This window comes from Candidatus Competibacter denitrificans Run_A_D11 (assembly GCF_001051235.1).
In the GTDB taxonomy this organism is placed as follows: domain Bacteria; phylum Pseudomonadota; class Gammaproteobacteria; order Competibacterales; family Competibacteraceae; genus Competibacter_A; species Competibacter_A denitrificans.
In genome coordinates this window covers 24377-45484 of sequence record NZ_CBTJ020000029.1, presented here as the reverse complement: position 1 = coordinate 45484, position 21108 = coordinate 24377, and the positions used below count along the sequence as shown (strand labels likewise).

The 21108-nt window shown below is 59.8% G+C and carries 21 protein-coding genes; 9 read left to right on the top strand and 12 right to left on the bottom strand.

Annotated features, from left to right (window positions below; translation table 11 throughout):
• Nucleotides 1-94 precede the first annotated feature (94 nt).
• The 6 genes from glyA to znuC all read right to left on the bottom strand — a co-directional run bounded on the left by glyA (nt 95) and on the right by znuC (nt 7024).
• Entirely contained in the window at nt 95-1348 is a 1254-nt protein-coding gene (gene glyA, locus BN873_RS06080) for a serine hydroxymethyltransferase (RefSeq protein WP_048671721.1), read from the bottom strand.
• 30 nt (nt 1349-1378) lie between these two features.
• Entirely contained in the window at nt 1379-1900 is a 522-nt protein-coding gene (locus BN873_RS06075; RefSeq protein WP_048671719.1) for a glycine cleavage system transcriptional repressor, read from the bottom strand.
• A gap of 25 nt (nt 1901-1925) precedes the next feature.
• Nucleotides 1926-4805, bottom strand: coding sequence for an aminomethyl-transferring glycine dehydrogenase (gcvP, locus tag BN873_RS06070; protein ID WP_048671770.1), 2880 nt, complete (start codon nt 4803-4805; stop codon nt 1926-1928).
• 69 nt (nt 4806-4874) lie between these two features.
• A complete protein-coding gene (gcvH, locus tag BN873_RS06065) occupies nt 4875-5255 on the bottom strand; it encodes a glycine cleavage system protein GcvH (protein WP_048671717.1) in 381 nt (126 codons plus the stop codon).
• A gap of 220 nt (nt 5256-5475) precedes the next feature.
• The gene (locus BN873_RS06060; protein ID WP_048671715.1) at nt 5476-6267 is read right to left on the bottom strand and encodes a metal ABC transporter permease; all 792 of its coding nucleotides are present in this window, start codon (nt 6265-6267) and stop codon (nt 5476-5478) included.
• A complete protein-coding gene (znuC, locus tag BN873_RS06055) occupies nt 6260-7024 on the bottom strand; it encodes a zinc ABC transporter ATP-binding protein ZnuC (RefSeq protein WP_048671714.1) in 765 nt (254 codons plus the stop codon). Before znuC ends, BN873_RS06060 begins: the two co-directional genes overlap by 8 nt.
• 176 nt (nt 7025-7200) lie before the next feature.
• Between znuC and BN873_RS06050 the strand changes: the two genes are divergently transcribed.
• Together BN873_RS06050 and dksA are read left to right on the top strand one after the other, a co-directional pair.
• Nucleotides 7201-8127 carry a zinc ABC transporter substrate-binding protein gene (locus tag BN873_RS06050; protein ID WP_242434377.1) on the top strand — a complete coding sequence of 309 codons (927 nt, stop codon included), beginning with the start codon at nt 7201-7203 and terminating at the stop codon, nt 8125-8127.
• A gap of 166 nt (nt 8128-8293) precedes the next feature.
• A complete protein-coding gene (dksA, locus tag BN873_RS06045) occupies nt 8294-8713 on the top strand; it encodes an RNA polymerase-binding protein DksA (RefSeq protein ID WP_048671709.1) in 420 nt (139 codons plus the stop codon).
• Between the two features lie 96 nt (nt 8714-8809).
• Here dksA and tsaE read toward each other — a convergent pair whose 3' ends face one another.
• The gene (tsaE, locus tag BN873_RS06040) at nt 8810-9286 is read right to left on the bottom strand and encodes a tRNA (adenosine(37)-N6)-threonylcarbamoyltransferase complex ATPase subunit type 1 TsaE (RefSeq protein WP_048671707.1); all 477 of its coding nucleotides are present in this window, start codon (nt 9284-9286) and stop codon (nt 8810-8812) included.
• Nucleotides 9283-10773, bottom strand: a complete 1491-nt coding sequence (locus tag BN873_RS06035) for a bifunctional ADP-dependent NAD(P)H-hydrate dehydratase/NAD(P)H-hydrate epimerase (protein WP_048671705.1) — start codon at nt 10771-10773, stop codon at nt 9283-9285. The genes tsaE and BN873_RS06035 overlap by 4 nt, the downstream gene beginning before the upstream one ends.
• Nucleotides 10774-10842: 69 nt before the next feature.
• On the opposite strand from BN873_RS06035, the gene queG reads away from it, so the two are divergent.
• On the top strand, nt 10843-11910 hold the full coding sequence (gene queG / locus BN873_RS06030; RefSeq protein WP_048671702.1) for a tRNA epoxyqueuosine(34) reductase QueG: 1068 nt from the start codon (nt 10843-10845) through the stop codon (nt 11908-11910).
• Nucleotides 11911-11980: 70 nt separating this feature from the next.
• Complete coding sequence (locus BN873_RS06025; protein WP_048671698.1) at nt 11981-12487, top strand: DUF7931 domain-containing protein; 507 nt, start codon at nt 11981-11983, stop codon at nt 12485-12487.
• On the opposite strand, the gene BN873_RS06020 is transcribed toward BN873_RS06025, so the two are convergent.
• Nucleotides 12484-13098 (bottom strand): NUDIX domain-containing protein, encoded by a 615-nt coding sequence (locus tag BN873_RS06020; protein WP_048671696.1) that lies wholly within the window; start codon nt 13096-13098, stop codon nt 12484-12486. The two genes, BN873_RS06025 and BN873_RS06020, sit on opposite strands and share 4 nt — an antisense overlap.
• A gap of 80 nt (nt 13099-13178) precedes the next feature.
• Here BN873_RS06020 and BN873_RS06015 point away from each other — a divergent pair, with 80 nt between their 5' ends.
• Nucleotides 13179-13658 carry a hypothetical protein gene (locus tag BN873_RS06015; protein WP_048671692.1) on the top strand — a complete coding sequence of 160 codons (480 nt, stop codon included), beginning with the start codon at nt 13179-13181 and terminating at the stop codon, nt 13656-13658.
• 2 nt (nt 13659-13660) lie between these two features.
• Here BN873_RS06015 and BN873_RS06010 read toward each other — a convergent pair whose 3' ends face one another.
• Complete coding sequence (locus BN873_RS06010) at nt 13661-14485, bottom strand: M90 family metallopeptidase (protein ID WP_048671689.1); 825 nt, start codon at nt 14483-14485, stop codon at nt 13661-13663.
• A gap of 37 nt (nt 14486-14522) precedes the next feature.
• Nucleotides 14523-14765, bottom strand: coding sequence for a hypothetical protein (locus BN873_RS06005; protein WP_048671687.1), 243 nt, complete (start codon nt 14763-14765; stop codon nt 14523-14525).
• 265 nt (nt 14766-15030) lie between these two features.
• Here BN873_RS06005 and BN873_RS06000 point away from each other — a divergent pair, with 265 nt between their 5' ends.
• The 4 genes from BN873_RS06000 (at nt 15031) to BN873_RS05985 (ending at nt 20548) form a co-directional block, all read left to right on the top strand.
• Complete coding sequence (locus BN873_RS06000) at nt 15031-17718, top strand: sensor domain-containing protein (protein ID WP_048671685.1); 2688 nt, start codon at nt 15031-15033, stop codon at nt 17716-17718.
• A complete protein-coding gene (locus tag BN873_RS05995) occupies nt 17712-18503 on the top strand; it encodes a TatD family hydrolase (RefSeq protein WP_048671683.1) in 792 nt (263 codons plus the stop codon). The genes BN873_RS06000 and BN873_RS05995 overlap by 7 nt, the downstream gene beginning before the upstream one ends.
• Nucleotides 18478-19209, top strand: coding sequence for a tRNA threonylcarbamoyladenosine dehydratase (locus BN873_RS05990; RefSeq protein ID WP_048671680.1), 732 nt, complete (start codon nt 18478-18480; stop codon nt 19207-19209). The genes BN873_RS05995 and BN873_RS05990 overlap by 26 nt, the downstream gene beginning before the upstream one ends.
• A 193-nt stretch (nt 19210-19402) precedes the next feature.
• The gene (locus BN873_RS05985; RefSeq protein WP_048671677.1) at nt 19403-20548 is read left to right on the top strand and encodes an NAD(P)H-dependent flavin oxidoreductase; all 1146 of its coding nucleotides are present in this window, start codon (nt 19403-19405) and stop codon (nt 20546-20548) included.
• Here the strand turns inward: BN873_RS05985 and ampD are convergent.
• On the bottom strand, nt 20545-21105 hold the full coding sequence (gene ampD, locus BN873_RS05980) for a 1,6-anhydro-N-acetylmuramyl-L-alanine amidase AmpD (protein WP_048671674.1): 561 nt from the start codon (nt 21103-21105) through the stop codon (nt 20545-20547). The two genes, BN873_RS05985 and ampD, sit on opposite strands and share 4 nt — an antisense overlap.
• Nucleotides 21106-21108: the final 3 nt, after the last annotated feature.

The following is a 21108-nucleotide window of genomic DNA, read 5'->3' as shown; positions in this document are numbered from 1 at the left end:
CACAGCTTGGTGGCACACTTATCGCGCTTGATTGGCTGGTGCGGGCGCGGATAGCGACCGATCAGGTGCAGATCCGCTCCGCCCATCTGGTTGACTATCTATACACCGGGAAGCGGGCGCACAACGCGGCAGCTTGCGCCTTGACCCGCTCAATCACCGCCGGATTCTTGATGTCGTCGAGGATGTCGCACATCCAATGGGCGACATCCTCGACCTCCGCTTCCTTGAAGCCGCGCGTAGTCGCCGCCGGGGTACCGATGCGGATGCCGCTGGTCACGAACGGCGATTGCGGATCATTCGGCACCGCGTTCTTGTTGACGGTGATGCCCGCAGCCCCCAGCGCGGCATCAGCCGCTTTGCCGGTCAGGCCCTTGTCGATGAGGCTAAGCAGAAACAGATGGTCTTCAGTGCCGTTGGAGACGACCTGGTAGCCGCGTTTCTGGAACACGGCGGCCATCGCCTTGGCATTCTTGATTACCTGCTGCTGGTAGGTTTTGAACTCCGGTTGCAGCGCCTCCTTGAACGCCACCGCTTTGGCGGCGATAACGTGCATCAGTGGGCCGCCCTGAATGCCGGGGAAGACCATCGAGTTAAATTTCTTCTCCAGATCGGGATTGGAGCGACACAGGATCAAACCGCCACGCGGGCCGCGCAGGGTCTTGTGGGTGGTAGTGGTCACCACATCGGCAAACGGCATCGGGTTTGGGTACAGACCCACCGCAACCAGCCCGGCCACATGCGCCATATCGACGAAGAAATACGCCCCCACCTTGTCGGCAATAGCGCGGAAGCGCGCCCAGTCGATGATCAGCGAATAAGCTGAGAAGCCCGCCACAATCATCTTGGGCCGATGCTCCAGCGCCAGCGCCTCCACCTCATCGTAGTCGATTTCGCCGGTGTCGGGCTTGATGCCGTACTGCACGGCGTTATAAGTCTTGCCGGAGAAATTGACCTTGGCGCCGTGGGTTAGATGGCCGCCGTGGGCCAGACTCATGCCGAGCACGGTCTCGTGCGGTTGGAGCAGGGCCATATAGACCGCCGCATTGGCCTGTGAACCGGAATGCGGTTGCACGTTGGCGTAATCCGCGCCGAACAATTGCTTGGCGCGGTCGATGGCCAATTGCTCGGCGACATCGACATGCTCGCAGCCGCCGTAATAGCGCTTGCCGGGATAGCCCTCGGCGTACTTGTTGGTGAGCACCGAACCTTGCGCTTCGAGCACGCGCGGGCTGGCGTAATTCTCGGAAGCAATCAGTTCGATGTGATCTTCTTGCCGCTGCTTTTCGGCTTCAATGGCGGCGTACAACTCATCATCAAAACCCTGGATTTTCATCTCACTGCCAAACATCGCAAATCCTCTTGATTGGATAGAGTCGCACTAGGCGGCATCAAGGCTAATATCAACCATCAGGTTGTTGGCCAGCTTCTCGATAGCTTCGCGCAACGCGGTATCGGTCAACTCGTTGGGAACGCGGAGGGTAGCACGCATCTCGAACATGTCCTCACCCGAAAATGAGCCACTGAAGAAGGCCGTTTCCATCTCCTCAATGTTGACCTTCTGCCGCGCCAGGGTATCGGAAATATCGCGCACGATGCCGGGCCGATCCTGGCCGGTCAGTTCCAGCTTGAGCGTGCGGCCCGCCGTCGTTGCTGTATCAGCGGCGCCGCGCTCGATCACCAGCCGCAGACCGTGTTGTTCCAGGCTTTGCAAGGCGGCGATGAGCGCATCCGCTTTCACCTGCGGCACGCTGACTAGCAGCAGCCCGGCGAATTTGCCGCCCAGGCTCGCCATGCGTGAATCCAGCCAGTTGCCGCCGCTGGCGGTAATGGTCTGCGAGATGACGCTGACCAATCCCGGTTTATCCTCACCGATCACGGTCAGGACGATGGAGGTCATCATGATTCGGCTCCTTTCGTGAGTGGCGTCAAGCGCCCGCGTCGTCGCTGTGGTCTTCGTAGGCGGACACCGGCGGACAGGCGCACACCAGATGGCGGTCGCCATAGACGTTATCGACCCGACCGACCGGCGAGAAATACTTGACGGTGCGTAGGCTCTCCACCGGAAACACCGCCTGTTCGCGGCTGTACGGGTGGCCCCATTCACCGGCCAGTTCCAGCGCGGTGTGCGGCGCGTTCTTCAACGGATTGTCGGCGCCGGGCATGTGGCCGGATTCGATGGCGTGGATTTCCTCGCGGATGCGGATCATGGCGTCACAGAAGCGGTCAAGTTCCGATTTCGGCTCGCTCTCGGTCGGCTCGATCATCAGGGTGCCCGGCACCGGAAACGACATGGTGGGCGCGTGGAAACCGAAATCAATCAACCGCTTGGCTACGTCATCCACAGTCACGCCGCTGCGATCCTTGAGGGCGCGCAGGTCAATGATGCACTCGTGCGCGACCCGACCATTCACCCCGGTATAGAGGATGGGATAGTGCGGTGCGAGCCGGTGGGCGATGTAGTTGGCGTTGAGAATGGCTACCTCGGTAGCCTGTTTCAGGCCCTCGCCACCCATCAGCGTGATGTAGACCCAACTGATCGGCAAGATACCGGCGCTGCCCCACGGAGCCGCTGCCACCGCACCGGTAGAAAGATGATTATCGAACCCGATGCAATGGCCCGGCAGGAAGGGGGCCAGATGCGCTTTGACCCCGATGGGACCAACGCCAGGACCGCCGCCGCCGTGCGGAATGCAGAAGGTCTTGTGCAGATTCAGGTGCGACACGTCACCGCCGAACTGGCCGGGCTGACATAGCCCGACTAAGGCGTTCATGTTGGCCCCGTCGATGTAGACCTGGCCGCCGTGGGCATGAATCACGTCGCAAATGTCGCGGACAGTTTCCTCGAACACGCCGTGGGTGGACGGGTAGGTGATCATGATGGCCGCGAGATTAGCGGAATGCTTCTCGGCCTTGGCCTTAAAATCGTTCAAATCGACGTTGCCGTTTTGATCGCAGGCCACGACGACCACCTGCATTCCAGCCATCTGCGCAGTGGCCGGATTGGTGCCGTGAGCCGAGGCCGGAATCAGGCAGACGTTGCGCCCGCCTTCGCCTCGGTTGGCGTGATAGGCGCGAATCGCCATCATGCCGGCGTATTCGCCCTGCGAACCGGCGTTGGGCTGGAGCGATACCGCATCGTAGCCAGTGCAGGCCACCAGCATTTTTTCCAGCGCCGCGAACAGTTCCGCATAGCCCTGGGCTTGATCGGATGGTGCGAACGGATGCAGGTTAGCGAACTCCGGCCAGGTAATCGGGATCATTTCCGTAGTGGCGTTCAGCTTCATGGTGCAGGAACCGAGCGGAATCATGCAACGATCCAGCGCCAGATCACGGTCAGCGAGGAAGCGCAGATAGCGCAGCATCTCGGTTTCCGAGTGATAGGTGTTGAACACCGGATGGGTCAGAAACGCGGAGGTGCGAGCTAGATTCGCCGGAATCCGGCCCGGCGCGGACGGTTCCAATGCGGCGAAGTCCGGTGCAGCCGCGCCCGCCTTGGCGAACACCGCCCACAGCGCTTCCACCTCAGCGCGGGTGGTGGTTTCGTCCAGCGCAATGCCAATGGTGTCAGCACTGGCGGCGCGCAGATTCATTTGGTGGTCGCGGGCGGCAGCGTGAAGGGCGGCAGTCTGTGCGCCGGTCTTCACGGTGAAGGTGTCGAAAAAGGCGGAGGTCGTTAGCTCGTAACCGAGCTTTTTGATGCCCTCCGCCAGGGTGACGGTGAAGCCATGCACCCGTTCAGCGATGGCAGTCAGGCCCCTGGGGCCGTGATAGCAGGCGTACAGGCTGGCCATGATCGCCAGCAGCGCCTGCGCGGTACAGATGTTACTGGTAGCCTTTTCGCGGCGGATGTGCTGTTCGCGGGTCTGAAGCGCCAGCCGCAGCGCCTTGTTACCTTTGGCATCCACGGAGACGCCGACCAGCCGACCCGGCATATCGCGCTTGAAGCGGTCGCGGGTGGCGAAGAAGGCGGCGTGCGGCCCACCGTAGCCGAGCGGTACGCCGAAACGCTGCGCCGAGCCGACGACGACATCCGCGTCGAACTCGCCCGGCGGCTTGAGCAGGGTCAGGGCGAGCAGATCGGCAGCGACCACCGCCAATGCACCCTTGCCGTGCGCCTTGGCAATGGTCTCGGCATAGTCGTGAATCTCACCGGAACTGGCGGGGTATTGCAGCAGCACCCCGAAACAATCCAGTGCGTCGAGATCGCTCTGATGATGACCCACTACCACCTCCAGACCGAACGGTGCGGCGCGGGTGCGTACCACATCGATGGTTTGCGGATGGCAGTCCTGAGAGACAAAGAAAGTTTTGCCTTTCGCTTTCGACACGCGCCGACACAAGGTCATCGCTTCCGCCGCTGCGGTCGCCTCATCCAGCAGCGAGGCGTTGGCAATCTCCATGCCGGTCAAGCCCATAATCATGGTCTGGAAGTTAAGCAGGGCTTCAAGCCGTCCTTGTGAAATCTCCGGCTGGTACGGCGTGTAGGCCGTGTACCAGGCCGGATTTTCCAGCACGTTGCGCAGAATCACCGTCGGGGTGTGCGTGTCGGAATAGCCCATGCCCAGGAACGAGCGAAAGATTTTGTTCTTGGCGGCGATTTGCCGCAGTTCGGCCAGGGTTTGCGCCTCGCTGCGGGGCGGGTTAAGCGCCAGCGGTGCGCCGGAGCGGATACCCGCAGGCACGACGCTGTTGATGAAAGATTCCATCGAGTCGAAGCCGAGCGCGGCGAGCATCTGGGCCTGTTCAGCGACGCTTGGTCCGATATGCCGGGGGATAAATTCGCCGCCGGGTTCCAGTGTGGACAGCGGCCGCCGGGGTGCGGTATGGGGAGTATTCACGACCACCTCTTCGGGTTGGGATGTGACGGCAGCGCGTCAGTCGAGGCTGGCGATCAATTGGTCGTAGGCGGCCTGATCCATCAAGGCATCGACTTGCGCCGGGTCGGTAAGCTTGATTTTGATAAACCAGCCAGCGCCCAGCGGATCGGTGTTGACCTGGGCGGGGTCATCGGCCAGCGTGGCGTTGGTTTCCAGCACAGTGCCGGCCACGGGCATGTGAATTTCAGCGGCCGCTTTGACGGATTCAATGGTTGCGCCTTCGCTACCCTGCGTCAGTGCGGTGCCGATGTCCGGTAGACCGATATACACCAAATCACCCAGCGCATTTTGCGCGTAGTCGGTGATGCCGATAGTGGCGATGCCGTCGCCTTCAAGGCGCAGCCACTCGTGGGTTTCAGAGAACTTGATCTGGCTCATGGGTTAAGGCTCCTGAAAAATCTAAAAGCTGAATTTAGGCTATCAACGGGTAGAGGTCATTCACGATTAAAGCGCTGTGATCGCCACGCGGTCTGGGACGGCCCTGTCCGCCTATTGTCCCGATTCTGGCCGTGGCAAGCGAGCCGAATTGATGTAGTGGCAAGCGATTTTCTGAATGGGGGCGTAGATGATGGTTACCAGTTCGGCTTTAGTGGCTGGCTTAGTTTCCCGACCGGCTGGGTAGGGATGAACCCAGGACGAACAAGCTGGCGGCTGCCACCACCACCGAAGGGCCAGCGGGCGTATCCCAGCGCAACGAGGCCCACAGGCCCAGTCCGACCGCCAGGCAGCCAAACACGCTGGCTAGGAGCGCCATGCCTTCCGGTGAGCGCGCGAAGCGGCGCGCGGTCGCCGCCGGGATGATCAACAGCGAGGTGATGAGCAGGATGCCGACTACTTTCATCGCCACGGCGATCACGATAGCGATCAGCAGCATGAACGCCAGACGGATTTGAAACACCGGTACGCCTTCTACCTGCGCCAGTTCTTCGTGAACGGTGGCCGCCAGCAACGGCCGCCATAATCCCAGCAGAATACCCAGCGTCAGCAAATTACCGCCCCAAATCCAGTAAAGATCGGTGGTATTGATCGACAGAATGTCACCGAATAAATAGCTGACCAGATCAATCCGCACCGTTTCCAAAAAGGCCAAGGCGACGAGACCCAGCGACAGGGTGGTATGGGCCAGGATGCCGAGCAGGGTATCGGTCGCCAACGCCTGTTGCCGTTGCAACAACACCAGCGCCAGCGCCACACCCAGGCAGATGATCGCGACACTCAGTTGTGGGTTGATGCCCAGCACGGTGCCCAGCACCACGCCCAGTAAGCCTGCGTGCGACAAGGTATCGCCGAAATAAGCCATCCGTCGCCAGACGATGAAGGCACCGAGCGGCCCCGCGACCAGCGCCACGCCGAAGCCGCCCAGCAGCACCCGCGGTAAAAAATCATCCATGCGCATCGTCCTCGGCCGCTGCCACCACAGCACCATGCAGATCATGGCGGTGATTGTGATGATGATGATAAATCGCCAAGGTGCGGGCGCCTTCAAGCCCGAACAATTCCAGGTAAGCCGGGTCACGGGCGACATGATCAGGATGGCCCGAACAGCAAACGTGCCGATTCAAACAGATAACGTGATCGGTGGTGGCCATCACCAGATGCAATTCATGCGACACCATGAGAATGCCGCAGCCCCGTTGCCGCCGTAGATTGCTGATCAGATCGTGCAGTTCGTATTGACCATTCAGATCCACCCCCTGAATCGGTTCGTCGAGGACCAATAAATCCGGTTGGCGCAGCAGCGCCCGCGCCAGCAACACCCGCTGCAACTCGCCGCCGGAAATGGCCTGCACCGGTGAATCGAGCACCTGTTCCGCGCCTACTTCCGCCAACAGTTCACGCACTTGCGACCGCGAGGCGGCCATCCCCAGAGTGATAAAACGCTGCACCGTCAGCGGCAGGGTGTCGGCTACGCTCAAACGCTGCGGCATGTAGCCGATCCGCAAGCCGGGCTTGAGCATAATCCGGCCGCTATCCGGTCGGAGTAAACCCAGCACCAGGCGCACCAGGGTGGATTTGCCCGCGCCGTTTGGCCCGATCAGAGCGACGATCTCACCGGGCGTTAGCTGGAAATTCACGTTTTGCACGATGGCGTTGCCGCGAATGGCGAGACTGACGTTTACGACCGTCAATAAGGGTTCAACCGACACGGCTAATGATTCCTGGTTGGCAAGGTCGCCAGCGAACTGGAGCGAACATCTTACAGATGGGGCTAATGTGAACGGGAAAGAGGCTGGGAGGTGAGAGCGTTCCGTTTGCGCAATGCTATCTTAATAGCCCCTGTCACTCTATAACCTAACGCCGGGAGTAAACGATGGAGTGTCATTTGACTGGGTTAAAATGGCTGCAAAGAGTTTTGGGATTACTCCTGCTGTGGTCCCTGGCCGCGTTCGCGGAGCCGCCAGTGGTGGTGAGTATCAAGCCGCTGCACTCGTTGGTGGCGGGCGTCATGCAGGGTGTGGGAGAGCCGACCCTGTTGGTGCAGGGCGGCGCCTCGCCCCACGATTACAGCTTGCGCCCTTCCGAGGTGCGCGCCATTAATAACGCTGCCGTCGTATTTTGGATCGGACCGGAGTTGGAAGGCTTCCTTGGCAAACCGCTGGACAATGTGAAGGCCAAGGTCAGGGCCGTGGCCTTAGCGACCGCGCCCGGCGTCGAACGCTTGTCGCTGCGGGCGGGTGGCGCTTGGCAGGCAGCGGACGCTCATGCCCACGAATCACACGGCCAGGGGGCCGGTTACGATCCCCATAGCTGGCTGGACCCGGTGAACGCCATCGCGATGGTGCGCCAGATTGTTGCGGTACTGGCTGAAATCGATGCGACGCATCGTACCGATTACCGGCAAAATGGCGAACGCTTGATCGGGCGGCTTGAGCAGCTCAATCAGCAGTTGACGCAAACATTGATCCCCATCAAGGATCAAGCTTATGTGGTGTTTCATGATGCCTATCAATATTTCGAGCGGCGCTATGGCTTACACAGCGTCGGCTCGGTCGTGCTCAATCCTGAGCAGCGGCCAGGCGCCAAACGGGTGAGCGAAATTCAGGCCCGCATCCGCGATCTCAAGGTGCGTTGCGTGTTCAGCGAACCGCAATTTCAACCCACTCTGGTAGAAATCGTGATAGCGGGCAGCGGTGCCCGGCGTGGCGTGCTCGATCCACTGGGAGCGGAATTCCCAGCCGGTAGTGAAGCTTATTTCATGTTGCTGCGGAGATTGGCCGCCGACCTAACCGGCTGTCTAGGGGGCGCCTGAGCGGTTGGTGGGTATTAGATCAGGCGCTTACCTGGATTCCGTTGCAGAATGGTCTATGTTGTTATGCGCGACTGTTGGCTGTGCCCAGCCGGCCCGTTGACCGGGGTTTGCTTGGTGGTGCCGGATATTTTTGAGCGCTCAAGAAAATTGTTAAAGGCGGATAACGATGGCTGACACTTATGCGGAATTCGTACCCTATCGTGTCGGGGATGAAGAGGACTATATGAACGATAAGCAAAAGGCCCATTTCCGGGCCATTCTGCTCGCTTGGAAACAGGAATTAATGGAAGAAGGCCGGCGAGCGGTAACGAATATGCAGGATGAACCGTTGAATTTGCCTGATCCCAATGACCGGGCCAGCCAGGAAGAAGAATTTACGATCAATTTACGGGCACGGGATCGGGAACGGAAATTAATTCGCAAGATCGACAAGGCGCTAGAGCGGCTGAATCTTGACGAGTACGGGTATTGCGAAGCGTGCGGAGTGGAGATCGGCTTGCGTCGTTTGGAAGCCCGGCCCACGGCCGAATTGTGCATTGATTGCAAACATCTAGAAGAGGAAAAGGAAAAAAGCCAGGTGGCTTAAAGCGTTGTACAGCCGACAAAATCGAAACGGCAAGCGAATCAGGGCCGCGAGTGGTTGACTGCGGTTAAGACGTCGCTTGCTGTTTCGCCAAAGAGATCAATGGGCTTGGTTTAATCTCTGCGTGGCCAGCGCAGTCAATAACGCCTCACCGGCGGCGGAGCAGGCCGTTAGCCGGCAATGCCGACCTTCGCCGGCGTAAGTTAGCGTGATCTCGATATCGGGCGTCGGTAATTCATTGCTGCCGCGCTCCGGCCACTCGATCAATAACACCGATTCGCCGTCGAGTTGGTCGCGCAGCCCCAGATAATCCAATTCTTCCGAATCGTTGAGCCGGTATAAATCCCAGTGAAAGAAGCGCCGACCGGCGACCTGATAGGGTTCTACCAAGGTGAAGGTCGGGCTTTTCACGTTGCCTTGATGGCCAAGAGCGCGCAGCAAACCGCGCGCCAGTGTTGTTTTGCCCGCACCCAAATCGCCGTGCAAATAGACAATGCAGCCGGGGGTGAGCGCCGCCGCGAGACCGGCGCCCAATCGTTCCGTCGCAGCGGCGGAATCGAGAAACCGCTCCATCATGACGAGGGATTGACGACTTGCCGGAGAAAGGGCAGTAAATCGGTCGCCATCAGTCCGCGTTCACCGCCGGCTTGGGCTGCTAGATCGCCAGCCAAACCATGCAGATAAACGCCCACTTTCGCAGCGACGAAAGCCGGTAGCCCCTGAGCGAGCAAGGCCGCAATAACCCCGGCCAACACATCACCCATGCCGCCGCTGGCCATTCCCGGATTACCGGTCGAGCACAGCGCTACCAACCCATCCGTCTTGCTGGCGATCAACGAGCCGGCGCCCTTGAGGACGGCGACACCGCCATAGCGCAGCGCCAGATCCTCAATAGCGGCAAAGCGATCCGCCTCGACCTGTTTAGGGGTCATCTTTAACAGCCGCGCGGCCTCACCAGGGTGGGGCGTTAAAATCCAGTTGGTGCAAAACTGCGGATCAATGGCCAGCAAGTTCAAGCCATCGGCGTCGATGACCAGCGGTTTGTCACTGGCGAGCACGGTCCGTAACAGCGAGCGACCCCAATCCTCATGGCCTAGCCCCGGCCCGATAGCGATAACGGTCGCCCGATTCAGCAAGGGAGTTAGCTCTTCGGCGGTTTCGATACCGTGGAACATCAACTCCGGGCGAGCCGCCGCCTGTAACCCGGCATGAGCGGCGCGGGTGGCGATACTGACCAGACCGGCGCCACACCGAGCCGCGGCTTCAGCGGCCATGCGTGCCGCTCCAGCCATTCCCAAATCGCCGCCGACGACTAACACATGGCCGAAGTGGCCCTTGTGGGCGCTGCGCTGGCGTTTGGGTAATTGCGTCGGTAAATCCTGGCCGCTATAGCGCCAACATGCTGGATGTAACGCGGCATAAATATCTCCCGGCACGCCCAGATCGGCGAAGCTGAGCGCACCGCAGCAAGCGGGTCCCTGGCCGGTGAACAAGCCTTGTTTAAGGCCGATAAAGGTCATGGTGGCTGTTGCCTGGACCGCTGCACCGAGAATCGCACCGGTGTCAGCGTGCAGCCCGGAGGGGATATCGAGCGCCAAAATGGGCGCGGAATGCGCGTTCATCGCCTCAATGGCGTCGCGCCAAGTACCGCTGACCTCCCGTTCCAAACCCGTGCCGAGGATGGCATCGACCAGCAAGTCGGCGCCAATCAAATCGGCGCGCGTGAAGGGCAGGATCGGTACATCGGCGGCTTGGGCATCCCACCAGGCGGTTTGAGCATCACCGTGCAACTGCTGTGGATCGGCCAGCGCCAGCACTGAAGCGGTCAAGCCAGCCAAGCGGGCGAGGCGGGCCACCACATAACCGTCACCGCCATTGTTGCCACCGCCGCAAACGATGACCACGCGCCGAGCGTCTGGCCAGTGTCGGCGCAACTGCTCAAAAGCGGCCTGGCCGGCGCGACTCATGAGGGTATAACCGGGAATGCCACGCTCTTCGATAGCGATGCGATCCAGCTCTCGCACCTGAGCGGCACGATACAGTTCAACGGGCAGTGCGGCCATCAAAATTTCCTTTGCAACAACAGTAAAGGGCACAATACGCCGGTCATTTTCGCAAATCCAGCCGCCACCGTGACCCCTAATCTCACTGCCGAATCCCTCGCCGCGCTTGTCACCGCTATCAAAGATTGGGGCAATGAGCTGGGTTTCCAGCGGGTCGGGGTTTCCGGTATCGATCTGGTTCAGCATGAAACATGGCTGCTCGCTTGGCTGGCGGCGGGGTTTCACGGCGAGATGGCCTACATGGCCCGACACGGTGTTAAGCGTAGCCGACCGGCGGAATTGGTGCCCGAAACGGTGCGGGTGATTTCAGCGCGAATGGACTATCTGCCGCCAATGGCAGCCGAACCCTGGAGCGTGCTGCGCCGCCCGGAGCTAGGCTACATTTCCCGTTACACCCTGGGTCGAGATTACCATAAGGTGATGCGCCAGCGCCTGCAACGGCTGGCGGATCGGATCGCCGCCGTGGTGGGGCCGTTTGGGTATCGGGTGTTCACGGATAGCGCACCGGTATTGGAAAAAGCACTAGCAGCACAGGCGGGTTTGGGCTGGATCGGCAAGCACAGCAACTTGCTGGACCGTAGCGCCGGCTCCTGGTTCTTTCTCGGCGAGATCTACGTCGATTTACCGCTGCCGCCGGATGAACCAGTGACAGCGCATTGTGGGCGCTGTGTCGCGTGTCTGGATATTTGTCCGACGCAGGCCATCGTCGCGCCGTATCAGGTGGATGCACGCCGCTGCATTTCATACCACACCATTGAGCTACAGGGTTCCATCCCGCTGGCGTTTCGTCCAGCTATCGGCAATCGCATCTATGGTTGCGATGATTGTCAGTTGGTGTGTCCGTGGAATCGCTTCGCGCAGGTTGCCGCCGAAGCGGATTTTCGTACCCGCCATCAACTGGATGCGCCCGATCTGCTGAAATTGTTTGCCTGGGACGAGTCGGAGTTTTTGCGCCGCACCGAAGGCAGTGCAATTCGTCGTCTTGGCCATGAACGCTGGCTGCGCAATATTGCCGTTGCCTTGGGCAACGCGCCGCAGTCGCCGGCGGTGATCGCCGCTTTACAGGCGCGTTTGGCGCATCCCTCGGCATTGGTGCGGGAGCATGTGATATGGGCGCTGGAGCGGCAAACCGGCTGATCGCCGACCGGGACCGAGGTAAACTGATAGCGGGTGTCTTAATGATTTTACCGACAGCGAGGTGGTGGCAATGGCTGACGACACGCAGGTTTCTCCGGTTCCGCTCCATGGCCTGGACGACAGTCGGCAGGCGGCCCTGAGCCTACTTGATGGGATGCGGCGCACGTTAAGCGTTTACGTGCCCGTGGTGCGGCCCGAACTCTACAACGATGCCGAAGTGCTTGCCGCCATTCGTAACCGGGTGGTCAGCCAGCCGAAAATCCGTTTGCAATTGCTATTACCGCCGGCGCGCGATTGGCGAAGCGCGTGTCCAGGGTTGGCGCGGTTGAGCGAGCGGTTGACGACAACGCTGATTCTGCGCACGCCCAACCGGCAGGAAATGCCGGATCAGCCGGAGTTGGGGCAGGGGTTTTGGATTGCAGACGACCGGGCGTTGCTGCATTTCAGCGATCCGCGTCGATTGCTCGGTCGGTATCAACCGGAACCGACCGAACGAACCAAGGAGTTACTCGACTTGTTTCGTGAGGTTTGGAGTCGCGCCCAAGTCGATCCAGATTTACGCCACCTGGGGATTTAAGGCTGGATGCAGCCCCAGCGTTCCAATAAGTGCGATTGATTCAATGCCAACCATTGTAGGGCGATGATCGGCGCAGCGGAATTAATCCGGCCGGTGTGAAGCAAGTCGAGCGCTTCGGCGCGTGATACCACCCAGACGCGGATATCTTCATGCTCGGTGGCAAGACCGCAGATACCGCTGGTCACGGTACTGGTATCGACCCGGCCGCAGAATAAGGTGATGCTTTCTGAAGTACCGCCTGGACTCACCAGGTAGCGACAAATGGGTACCAGATCAAGGAATTCACAACCGGCTTCCTCGGCTCCCTCACGATGAGCGACCTCTTCAGCGGTTTCATCCGCATGGTCGATAATGCCGGCGACGATTTCCCGCAACCAAGGCCCGCCCGGAAAGTCCAGTGCGCCGATCCGGAACTGTTCGAGTAGAATCACTTGATCGGTAATCGGGTCGTAGGGCAAGACCGCCACCGCATGGCCGCGTTCCAGGCATTCGCGCGTCATCTCGGTGCTCCAGCCGCCGCCGAACAACTCGTGGCGCAACCGATATTTTTCCATGCGGAAGAATCCGCTGTAGCAAATCGACTTATCGAGGATTTCAAACCGATGGTTCATGGCGTAAGCGCGTGGGTTAGGGGATGGGTAGGGCCAAGATTGGCGCATTGTAATCCAGGCTGGGGTGAATGGGGGATCGTATGGCCTGGCTGAACTGGAGTCGTTGGCTACTGATCTCGTGGCTAGCCTGCGTGCTGAGCCTGGTGGGCTGTTCGCGCCCTTCCACCCCTGAAGCCGAGATTCGAGCGTGGCTCGCTCAGGCGCAAGCGGCGGCTGAGCAGCGCGATATCAGTGCGCTGCGTAATTTGATCGCGGAGGATTATGTTGATAAGGCCGGTAACGACCGCAAGGCCATCGAAAATCTGCTCCGGCTCCAGATCTTGCGCCAACAATCCATTCATTTGTTCACGCGCGTCCGCACCATCGAATTTCCCGGACCCAATCGGGCAACGGTGAGTGTCGCGGCAGCCATGGCCGGTCGCCCGGTGGCGCGGGCCGATGATCTGGTGGGGCTAAGCGCCGACCTGTATCGCTTCGATTTGGGTTTGGAGCGGCGCGGTGGCGAGTGGCGGGTCCAGGGTGCGGTTTGGGAGCCTGCTCGCATCGACGATTTTTTATAGGCTTACTCGTCGGTTTCTGCGAATTCGGCAAGGTCCGGCACAATAGCCGGAAGCACTTCAGCCGGCCGTCGTGCTAGCGGATTCTGCCGGTAGAAGGCTTGTAACTGCCGATAAACTTTTTGATAGGTAACAATCACCCGTTCCGGTGTTTCAAAAAACGTTTCACTGACTGAGGCGAAAAATTCGCCGGGGCTTTCGGCAGCGTAGGGGTCCAGGATCGTCGGCAGGCCCTGATCCACCGCTCGGCACAGATGCCGGTAGGCGGCATTGAAAGCGCGGCTCCAGTCACCCACCGCCATATCACTATGCAGGGGCGGCAAACCGTTGACCGCACCATTGAGCATGTCCAATTTATGGGCCATTTCGTGGATGACCACGTTGAGTCCTGACGCCGATGAGGGTTGCGCGATATCAGCCCAGGACAGGATCACTGGCCCACGTTCCCAGGCTTCACCGATCAAGGGCCGATGGACGCTATGCACCAGGCCGTTTGCATCCGTATATTCATGGTAGGCGAGAAAACCTTCGGGATAGAGAATCACCGAACGCCAACCCCGATAATAATCAAGGCCCAGGTTAAGGATCGGCAGACACGCTTGAGCGGCGATGAGGGAACCCATGTCCGGCGTGAGCACCAGGCCACCGGCCGGTTCCAGTGCTTTTTCCGCCAGAAACAAGCTCGCCAGATCTCGCAAGTGGTCCTGTTCGCCCTCAGTCAATCCGGCCAGAGAGGGTGATTGAGCAACAGCCCAGTCCCACTGTCTGTCGGATAGGCGGACACGTTGTAGCCGCCGGCGGCGGTGCCAGTGTCGGAACAGCCCTAACATGGTTACGGGCGGTCTCGGTCATGTTGGCGATTGGCGCTCATTCGACCCGTTGCCCGCGTGTTTTTGCTTCCCGCACTCGCGCCAGATAGCGATCCGACCAGCGGGCCAAGGCGTAGATTGGATAGCCGATGGCCAAGACCGCCAAGAGGATGCAGACGATCAACGCCACGGCCTTGGGCAGGCGTGCCCACCACGTATTGATAAAATAAACCAGTCCCCAGATCAGCAGGCCAGTAATGCCTAAAGAGACTAAAAAAGCGAGGATATCGCTGCGTTGCATCGGGTTCTCCATCGAAAGGCTCAGCGGCTTGCCAGTCGCATTGAGGGTGAGGTTGGCTTGCCCGCTTCGCCCAGTGCTGGGCAGTCGTCGTGCGAGTTGGCTGGTAATGGGCGTGGTGCTGAATCGATCAGGTGTTGCGGCGAGCTTGGCAAACCCCTTGGGTCGGCGGTATTAGCGCATATACTTAACACGAAAGAACATGATTGGACTCCTACTTGGCGCAAATAATCGAGCAAGCTCGCGGCTTCAGGTCATCCGCGCAGCCATGAAATACGCATTTTCCCTGGCCATGCTCTACGCAGTGGTGTCAACCCTGTGGATTTTCGGCTCTGATCAACTGGTGTTCTGGTTGAATCTGGATGCCGAAGCAACCCTGCATCTACAAACCGCCAAGGATTGGGCGTTCGTTATCGCGTCGAGTCTCGCGCTGTTTTTTTTGCTCCGTCGGCTCGATGCCGAAAAGCAGTTGGCAGCCCAGCTACAAATGCCGCCCCGTACAGCGTCAATGCCGATGGCTTTGCTGGTGCTGTTCGCCGTGCTGGCCGTGCTTCCAGGTCTTTTAGCTTATCGCGAGGTGCTACGGCATTTCGGCGATACGGCGGTCAGCGTGCGCTTGTTGGTCTGGTTCGGTTTTGTCTTGCTGTTCGCCTTGATTGCTGGCTCGGTCTGTATCCTGTTCTGGTGGCGGAATACCCAGGCCCATTTTTTGTTGGACTGCCTGCGCGTTGATTTTGAGCGCGCCAATCTATCCAGCCGCCACGAAGCGTTGCTTCGGCAATCCTGGGACGTGGTGGTGCTGCTGTCGGAAGATGGCACGATCATTGAGGTGAATGATCGTGTTTTCGAGTATTACGGACGCACCCCGGAGGAGCTACGCGGCCGACCGGTTATCGAATTGCGGTTCGCCTCCTCCAAGGAGGCTTTGGCGGAGGATTATCAGCGGGTGGCCGCCACCGGAGGAGCGATTTTCGAGCGCCTGCACCAGCGGCGGGATGGGACTCCTTTTCCAGTGGAAGTCAGCGCACGGGCGATTACCGATCAGCAGAAGCTCTATTTTCAATCAGTCGTCCGCGATATTTCCGAACGTAAGCGAACCGAGGCCGCGCTGGCTGATCAGGCCCTGCGCTTTCGCGCTACTTTTGAACAAGCGGCGGTCGGTATGGCCCAGGTCGCGCCCGATGGCCGTTGGCTACGGGTCAATGACCGGTTATGTGCGATGATCGGCTATGCTCGCGAGGAGTTGCTGCAAAAAACCTTTCAGGAACTGACCCACCCCGATGATCTGAGTAAGGATCTGTGGTTGGTGGAGCAAATTCTCTCCGAGCAGATTCGTACCTACAGTATGGAGAAGCGCTATTTTCATCGGGATGGAACGACGGTCTGGGTCAATCTTACCGTGTCCTTGCTGCGCGGCGCCAAAGGGCAGCCGGAGTATTTCATCGTCGTCATCGATGACATCACGACTCGCAAACGCACCGAGCACCGTCTGGCGCGGATCAGCCGTTTCTATGCCGCGCTCAACGCCACCAACGAAGCGATTCTCCACAACACCGGCACCGCCGATGCGCTTTTTGAGCAAATCTGTCGAATCGCCGTCAAATGCGGCGAACTCGAAGGTGCCTGGATTGAGTTGGTCGATCCCGCCACCCAGCAACTACGGCCGCAAGCCGCTTTCGGCGAGTTGCGAAGCCGCTTGCCCTCACGAGGCGAGTCGATCACCGAGGGAGTCGCGTTGCCCACTCAACCAGCGCATACGGTGGTGAGTAGCGGCGCGCGTTGGTTAAACAACGACTTGCTGAATGACCACGGCGGCGAACCCGACTGGCAATTCCTCGTGGCGACCACTGGAGTCCGTGCGTGTGCGGCATTTCCCCTAAGACGGGCAGACGCAGTGATCGGGGCGTTCAGCTTGTATGCTTCCGAACCCGACTTCTTCGATCCTGAACTGGTCAAATTGCTTGATCAGATGGCGGCCGATGTGTCGTTCGCGCTGGATAATTTGGAGAGTGAGGCTCAGCGCCGGCGTGCCGAACAAGATTTGCGCTTGGCTGCCGCCGTTTACGAGCAGAGCGGCGAGGGCATTCTGGTCAGCGACCGTAACAACGCCGTCATTATGGTCAATCGCGCGTTTACCGCAGTGACCGGTTACTGCTTGGAAGAGATGCGCGGGCGTAATCCACGCACACTGTCTTCCGGGCGACATGACCGGGATTTTTACCGGTCGATGTGGGCCGACCTTCAGGAAACCGGCCGCTGGCAAGGCAAGATTTGGAATCGCCGTAAAAACGGCGAAATCTATCCGGAATGGTTAGGGATTACCGCGTTGCGGGATGCAAACCAACGCATCAGCCATTACATCGCCATTTTCGACGACATCTCTGCACACCGGGCCACTGCTCAGAATATCCGCTATCCGGTCGGTCGTGATCCACTGACCGGGTTGCCGGACTCTACCCTGCTGCGGGATCGCTTGCGCCAAGCCTTGCTTCATGCGATGCGCCATCAGCATTCCGTGGTGGTCTTGCGGCTTGATCTGGATCGATTCGCAGCGGTTAACGAGCAGTACGGGTATACGGTGGGCGACCGGTTGCTGGAGCGGGTCGGCAGCCGGTTGCTTGCGTTGGTCAGCGAGACCGATACGGTTTGCCGGTTGACCGGCGATGAATTTGTCCTTGTCCTGACGGAGCTGGACGACCCCCAAGAGATTGGCCGGCTGGCAGATCGCATCCGGCAAGTCTTGGCCGAACCTATCGAACTGGATGGCCAGACGCTCATCAGCGGTGCCGGCATCGGGATTAGCCGATGCCCAGTCGATGGCACTGATGTCGATCTACTGCTGGAAAATGCCGCGCAGGCGCTCCGCTGGGCCAAGGATTGCGGTTCCAACCAGGTACGCTTTTTCACCGCCGATTCCCACCAGTCGTTACTGCCTGAAGCCAAACGATCATGCTAGCCTTGATCGATAGCCATAATCATTTCGATGATCCCTGTTTCGATCCCGACCGCGACGCCACCTACCAACGCGCCCGCAAGCATGGTGTCGTGGCGCAGGTTCTGGCGGCGGTCAGCGCCCGCTGGTGGCCACGGCTCAAGGCGATCACGGTTCGCTATCCGGGACTCTACGCCGGCTATGGCCTGCATCCTCTTTATCTGGCCGAGCATCGGCCGGAGCATCTCGACCTCCTGGCCGATTGGCTAGTTCAGGAACACCCAGCAGCGGTGGGTGAATGCGGCCTGGATTACTATCTCCCTGACTTGGACCCTGGCGCGCAGGCCGATTATTTTACCGGCCAATTGCAGTTGGCGCGCCGTCATGGCTTGCCGGCGATCATTCATGCCCGCCGCGCGGTCGATCAGGTGATCAAATACATCCGCCGCTATCCTGGGGTGCGTGGGGTAGTTCACAGCTTTTCCGGCAGCGTCGATCAAGCGCGACGCTTGTTGGATGCGGGGATTTTGCTCAGTTTCGGGGGACCAGTGACCTATCCACGCGCCACCCGGCTGCGTGCTTTGCTGCGTTATCTGCCGCTGGACGGCTTCATGCTGGAGACCGATGCGCCTGATCAGCCGACCTGTAACCGACGGGGCGAGCGCAATGAACCTGCTTTTTTACCGGACGTGTTAGCTTGTGTGGCCGAATTGCGCGGGGTTGATCCTGCCGAAATCGCCGCTGCCACCACCGCCAATGCGCGCTGCCTGTTTAGGATTGTTGATGAATCATCCGCACGCACGCACTGAAATCCTGATTGGGAGTGAGGGGCTGGCGCGGTTGCGGACAGCCCATGTTCTGGTGGCCGGCTTAGGAGGCGTTGGCAGTTATGCGGCTGAAGCCTTGGGTCGTGCCGGGGTCGGCCGCTTGACCTTGCTGGATCATGATGCTGTCACCCCGTCCAACCTCAACCGCCAGTTGGTGGCGCTGCATTCGACGATGGGCACCTCCAAGGTGGCCGTGATGGCGGCCCGCTTACAGGACATTGATCCGACTCTGGATTTGGTGCTTATGGAGGAGTTTTTGCAGCCGACTGCTGCCAAGGGATTGATCATCGCGGGTGGCTACGATTTTGTCGCCGATTGCATCGACAGTATCGCGTGCAAGGTCGCGCTGGTTGCGGCCTGTCTGCGGCGAGAGGTGCCGGTGATTTCGGCGCTCGGCGCTGGCAATTGCCTGGATGTGAGTCGGGTACGGCCAGCCCGCTTGGATCAGACGCAGGGCTGTCCGCTGGCGCGCGAGCTGCGGCGGCGCTTGCGAGAGCTGGGTATGCCGTTGACTTACCCGGTGATCTACAGCGATGAGCCGCGCCACCCGCCGCTGCCACACCCATCCGACAGCGGCAATCAACCCGGATCACGTCGTGCGGTGAACGGTACGATTTCCTACATGCCGGCTTTATTCGGCATGATGCTGGCGGGTCACATCATCCACCGTTTGCTGGGCGAGGCATGAGCAACGTGGCGGCCATCGCAGGCAGGCCGACCGGCGTCGACGGCCGTTCTGTTTTTTGTTGAGTCACGAGTGCTCAATCACTCGATTTCAATCTACGCCCTGGGCTGGGCGAAACCGCATAGCAGAGATTACATCTCTCCGATGCACGATTATCCCCCTGAAGGGGGAGGTTTCAAATGAGAGTTGATGTTCGATGAACTGGTCCACAACTGTATTGACCGAACGCCTTGGGATTCGCTATCCGATCATCCAGGCCCCCATGACCAGTGGTCCGGGTACCCCACAACTGGCAGCGGCGGTCGCTAATGCCGGTGGCCTGGGGGCACTGGCGGCTAGCCATCTCCAGCCAGAACAGTTGCAACAGGCGATTGCCGAAACTCGCGCGCTAACCGACCGGCCGTTCGCGGTCAACTTGGCGACCGGTATTCCAGCCAAAATTGATTTGGATCGGATCGCCCGCGCCCGCACGCTGCTCGCGCCCTACCGAGCCGAATTGGGATTGCCGCCGGGACCGACCGCGCTGCGCGAAGTCCCCGATTTCGTTGAACAACTGGATGTGGTGATCAGTGAGCAAGTGGCCGCTTTAAGCTTCATCTTTGGTGTGCCGGACGCGGTTTGTCTGGATTTGTTGCGTGATGCGGGCATTGCGACCATAGGGACCGCCACTCATCTACTGGAAGCGATTGTGCTCGAAGAGAGCGGTGTGGATTTCATCGTTGCGCAAGGTGCGGAAGCGGGGGGTCATCGCGGTACCTTCATCGGCCATCCTGAACAGGGTCTAGTCGGCACGCTGACCCTGGTGCCCTTGTTAACCAAGCATGTCCAAGTCCCCATCATTGCCGCTGGCGGTATCATGGACGGGCGTGGCATCGCTGCCGTGCGGGTGCTGGGGGCGGTCGGCGCCCAAATGGGCACTGCGTTCCTGGCTTGTCCAGAGAGTGGCGCACATCCGGCGTACAAGGCGCTGTTGAGCCAGGGGAGCGAAATCGCCACCACCTTAAGTCGGGTTTTCACCGGTCGGTACGGCCGCGTCCTACGCAACCGCTTGGCCGATGAGATGCGCGCTCATGAAACGGAATTGCCAGGGTTTCCCCTGCAATTTTTCCTCACCCAAGAGCTAGGCCGTGCGGCAGCCGAGCAGGGGGTGACCGATTTGATGCCCTTGTGGGCCGGCCAAGGCTGCCATCTATGCGAGTCGCGGCCTGCCGCCGACCTGATCGCTACTTGGGTGCAACAAGTGACGGCCCTGCTGGCGGATAGCCCCGCCGCCGAGCGCTCACCATGTCCTAAACCAGATCGACCAACTCAAGAAATCGTTGATCCGGCCAGCTTTATCTAATGATTGCGCTCTTTAAGTAATCGATGCAGCTTGGCCCAATCGAACGCCGGCCCCGGATCGGTTTTGCGACCAGGGGCGATATCCGCGTGGCCGGCCAAGCGTTCAGGCAGGATCGTAGGATAGGCCCGGCGCAAGGCAACGATAGCGGCTGCCAACCGCGTATATTGGCGGTCGTCATAGGGCAACTGGTCGGTACCTTCCAACTCAATGCCGACACTGAAATCGTTGCAGCGGCAGCGACCTTGATAAACCGATTCACCCGCGTGCCAGGCCCGCCGGTGAAAGGGCACGTATTGCACAGGAGTGCCATCGCGGCGGATGAGTAAGTGAGCGGAGACTCGTAAGCCGGCGAGAGTCTGGAAATACGGGTGAGCAGTCGGGTCGATTCCATGAGTAAATAGAGCATCGATCCACGGTCCGCCGAATTCGCCGGGCGGTAGACTGATGCCGTGAATCACAATCAAGTCGGGGATCAGCCCAGCCGGGCGGTCATCACAGTGGGGGGATGGTTGAAAGCGGGCTGCGTCTAATAAGCCCGTCGCCGGATCGACCCGCATGAC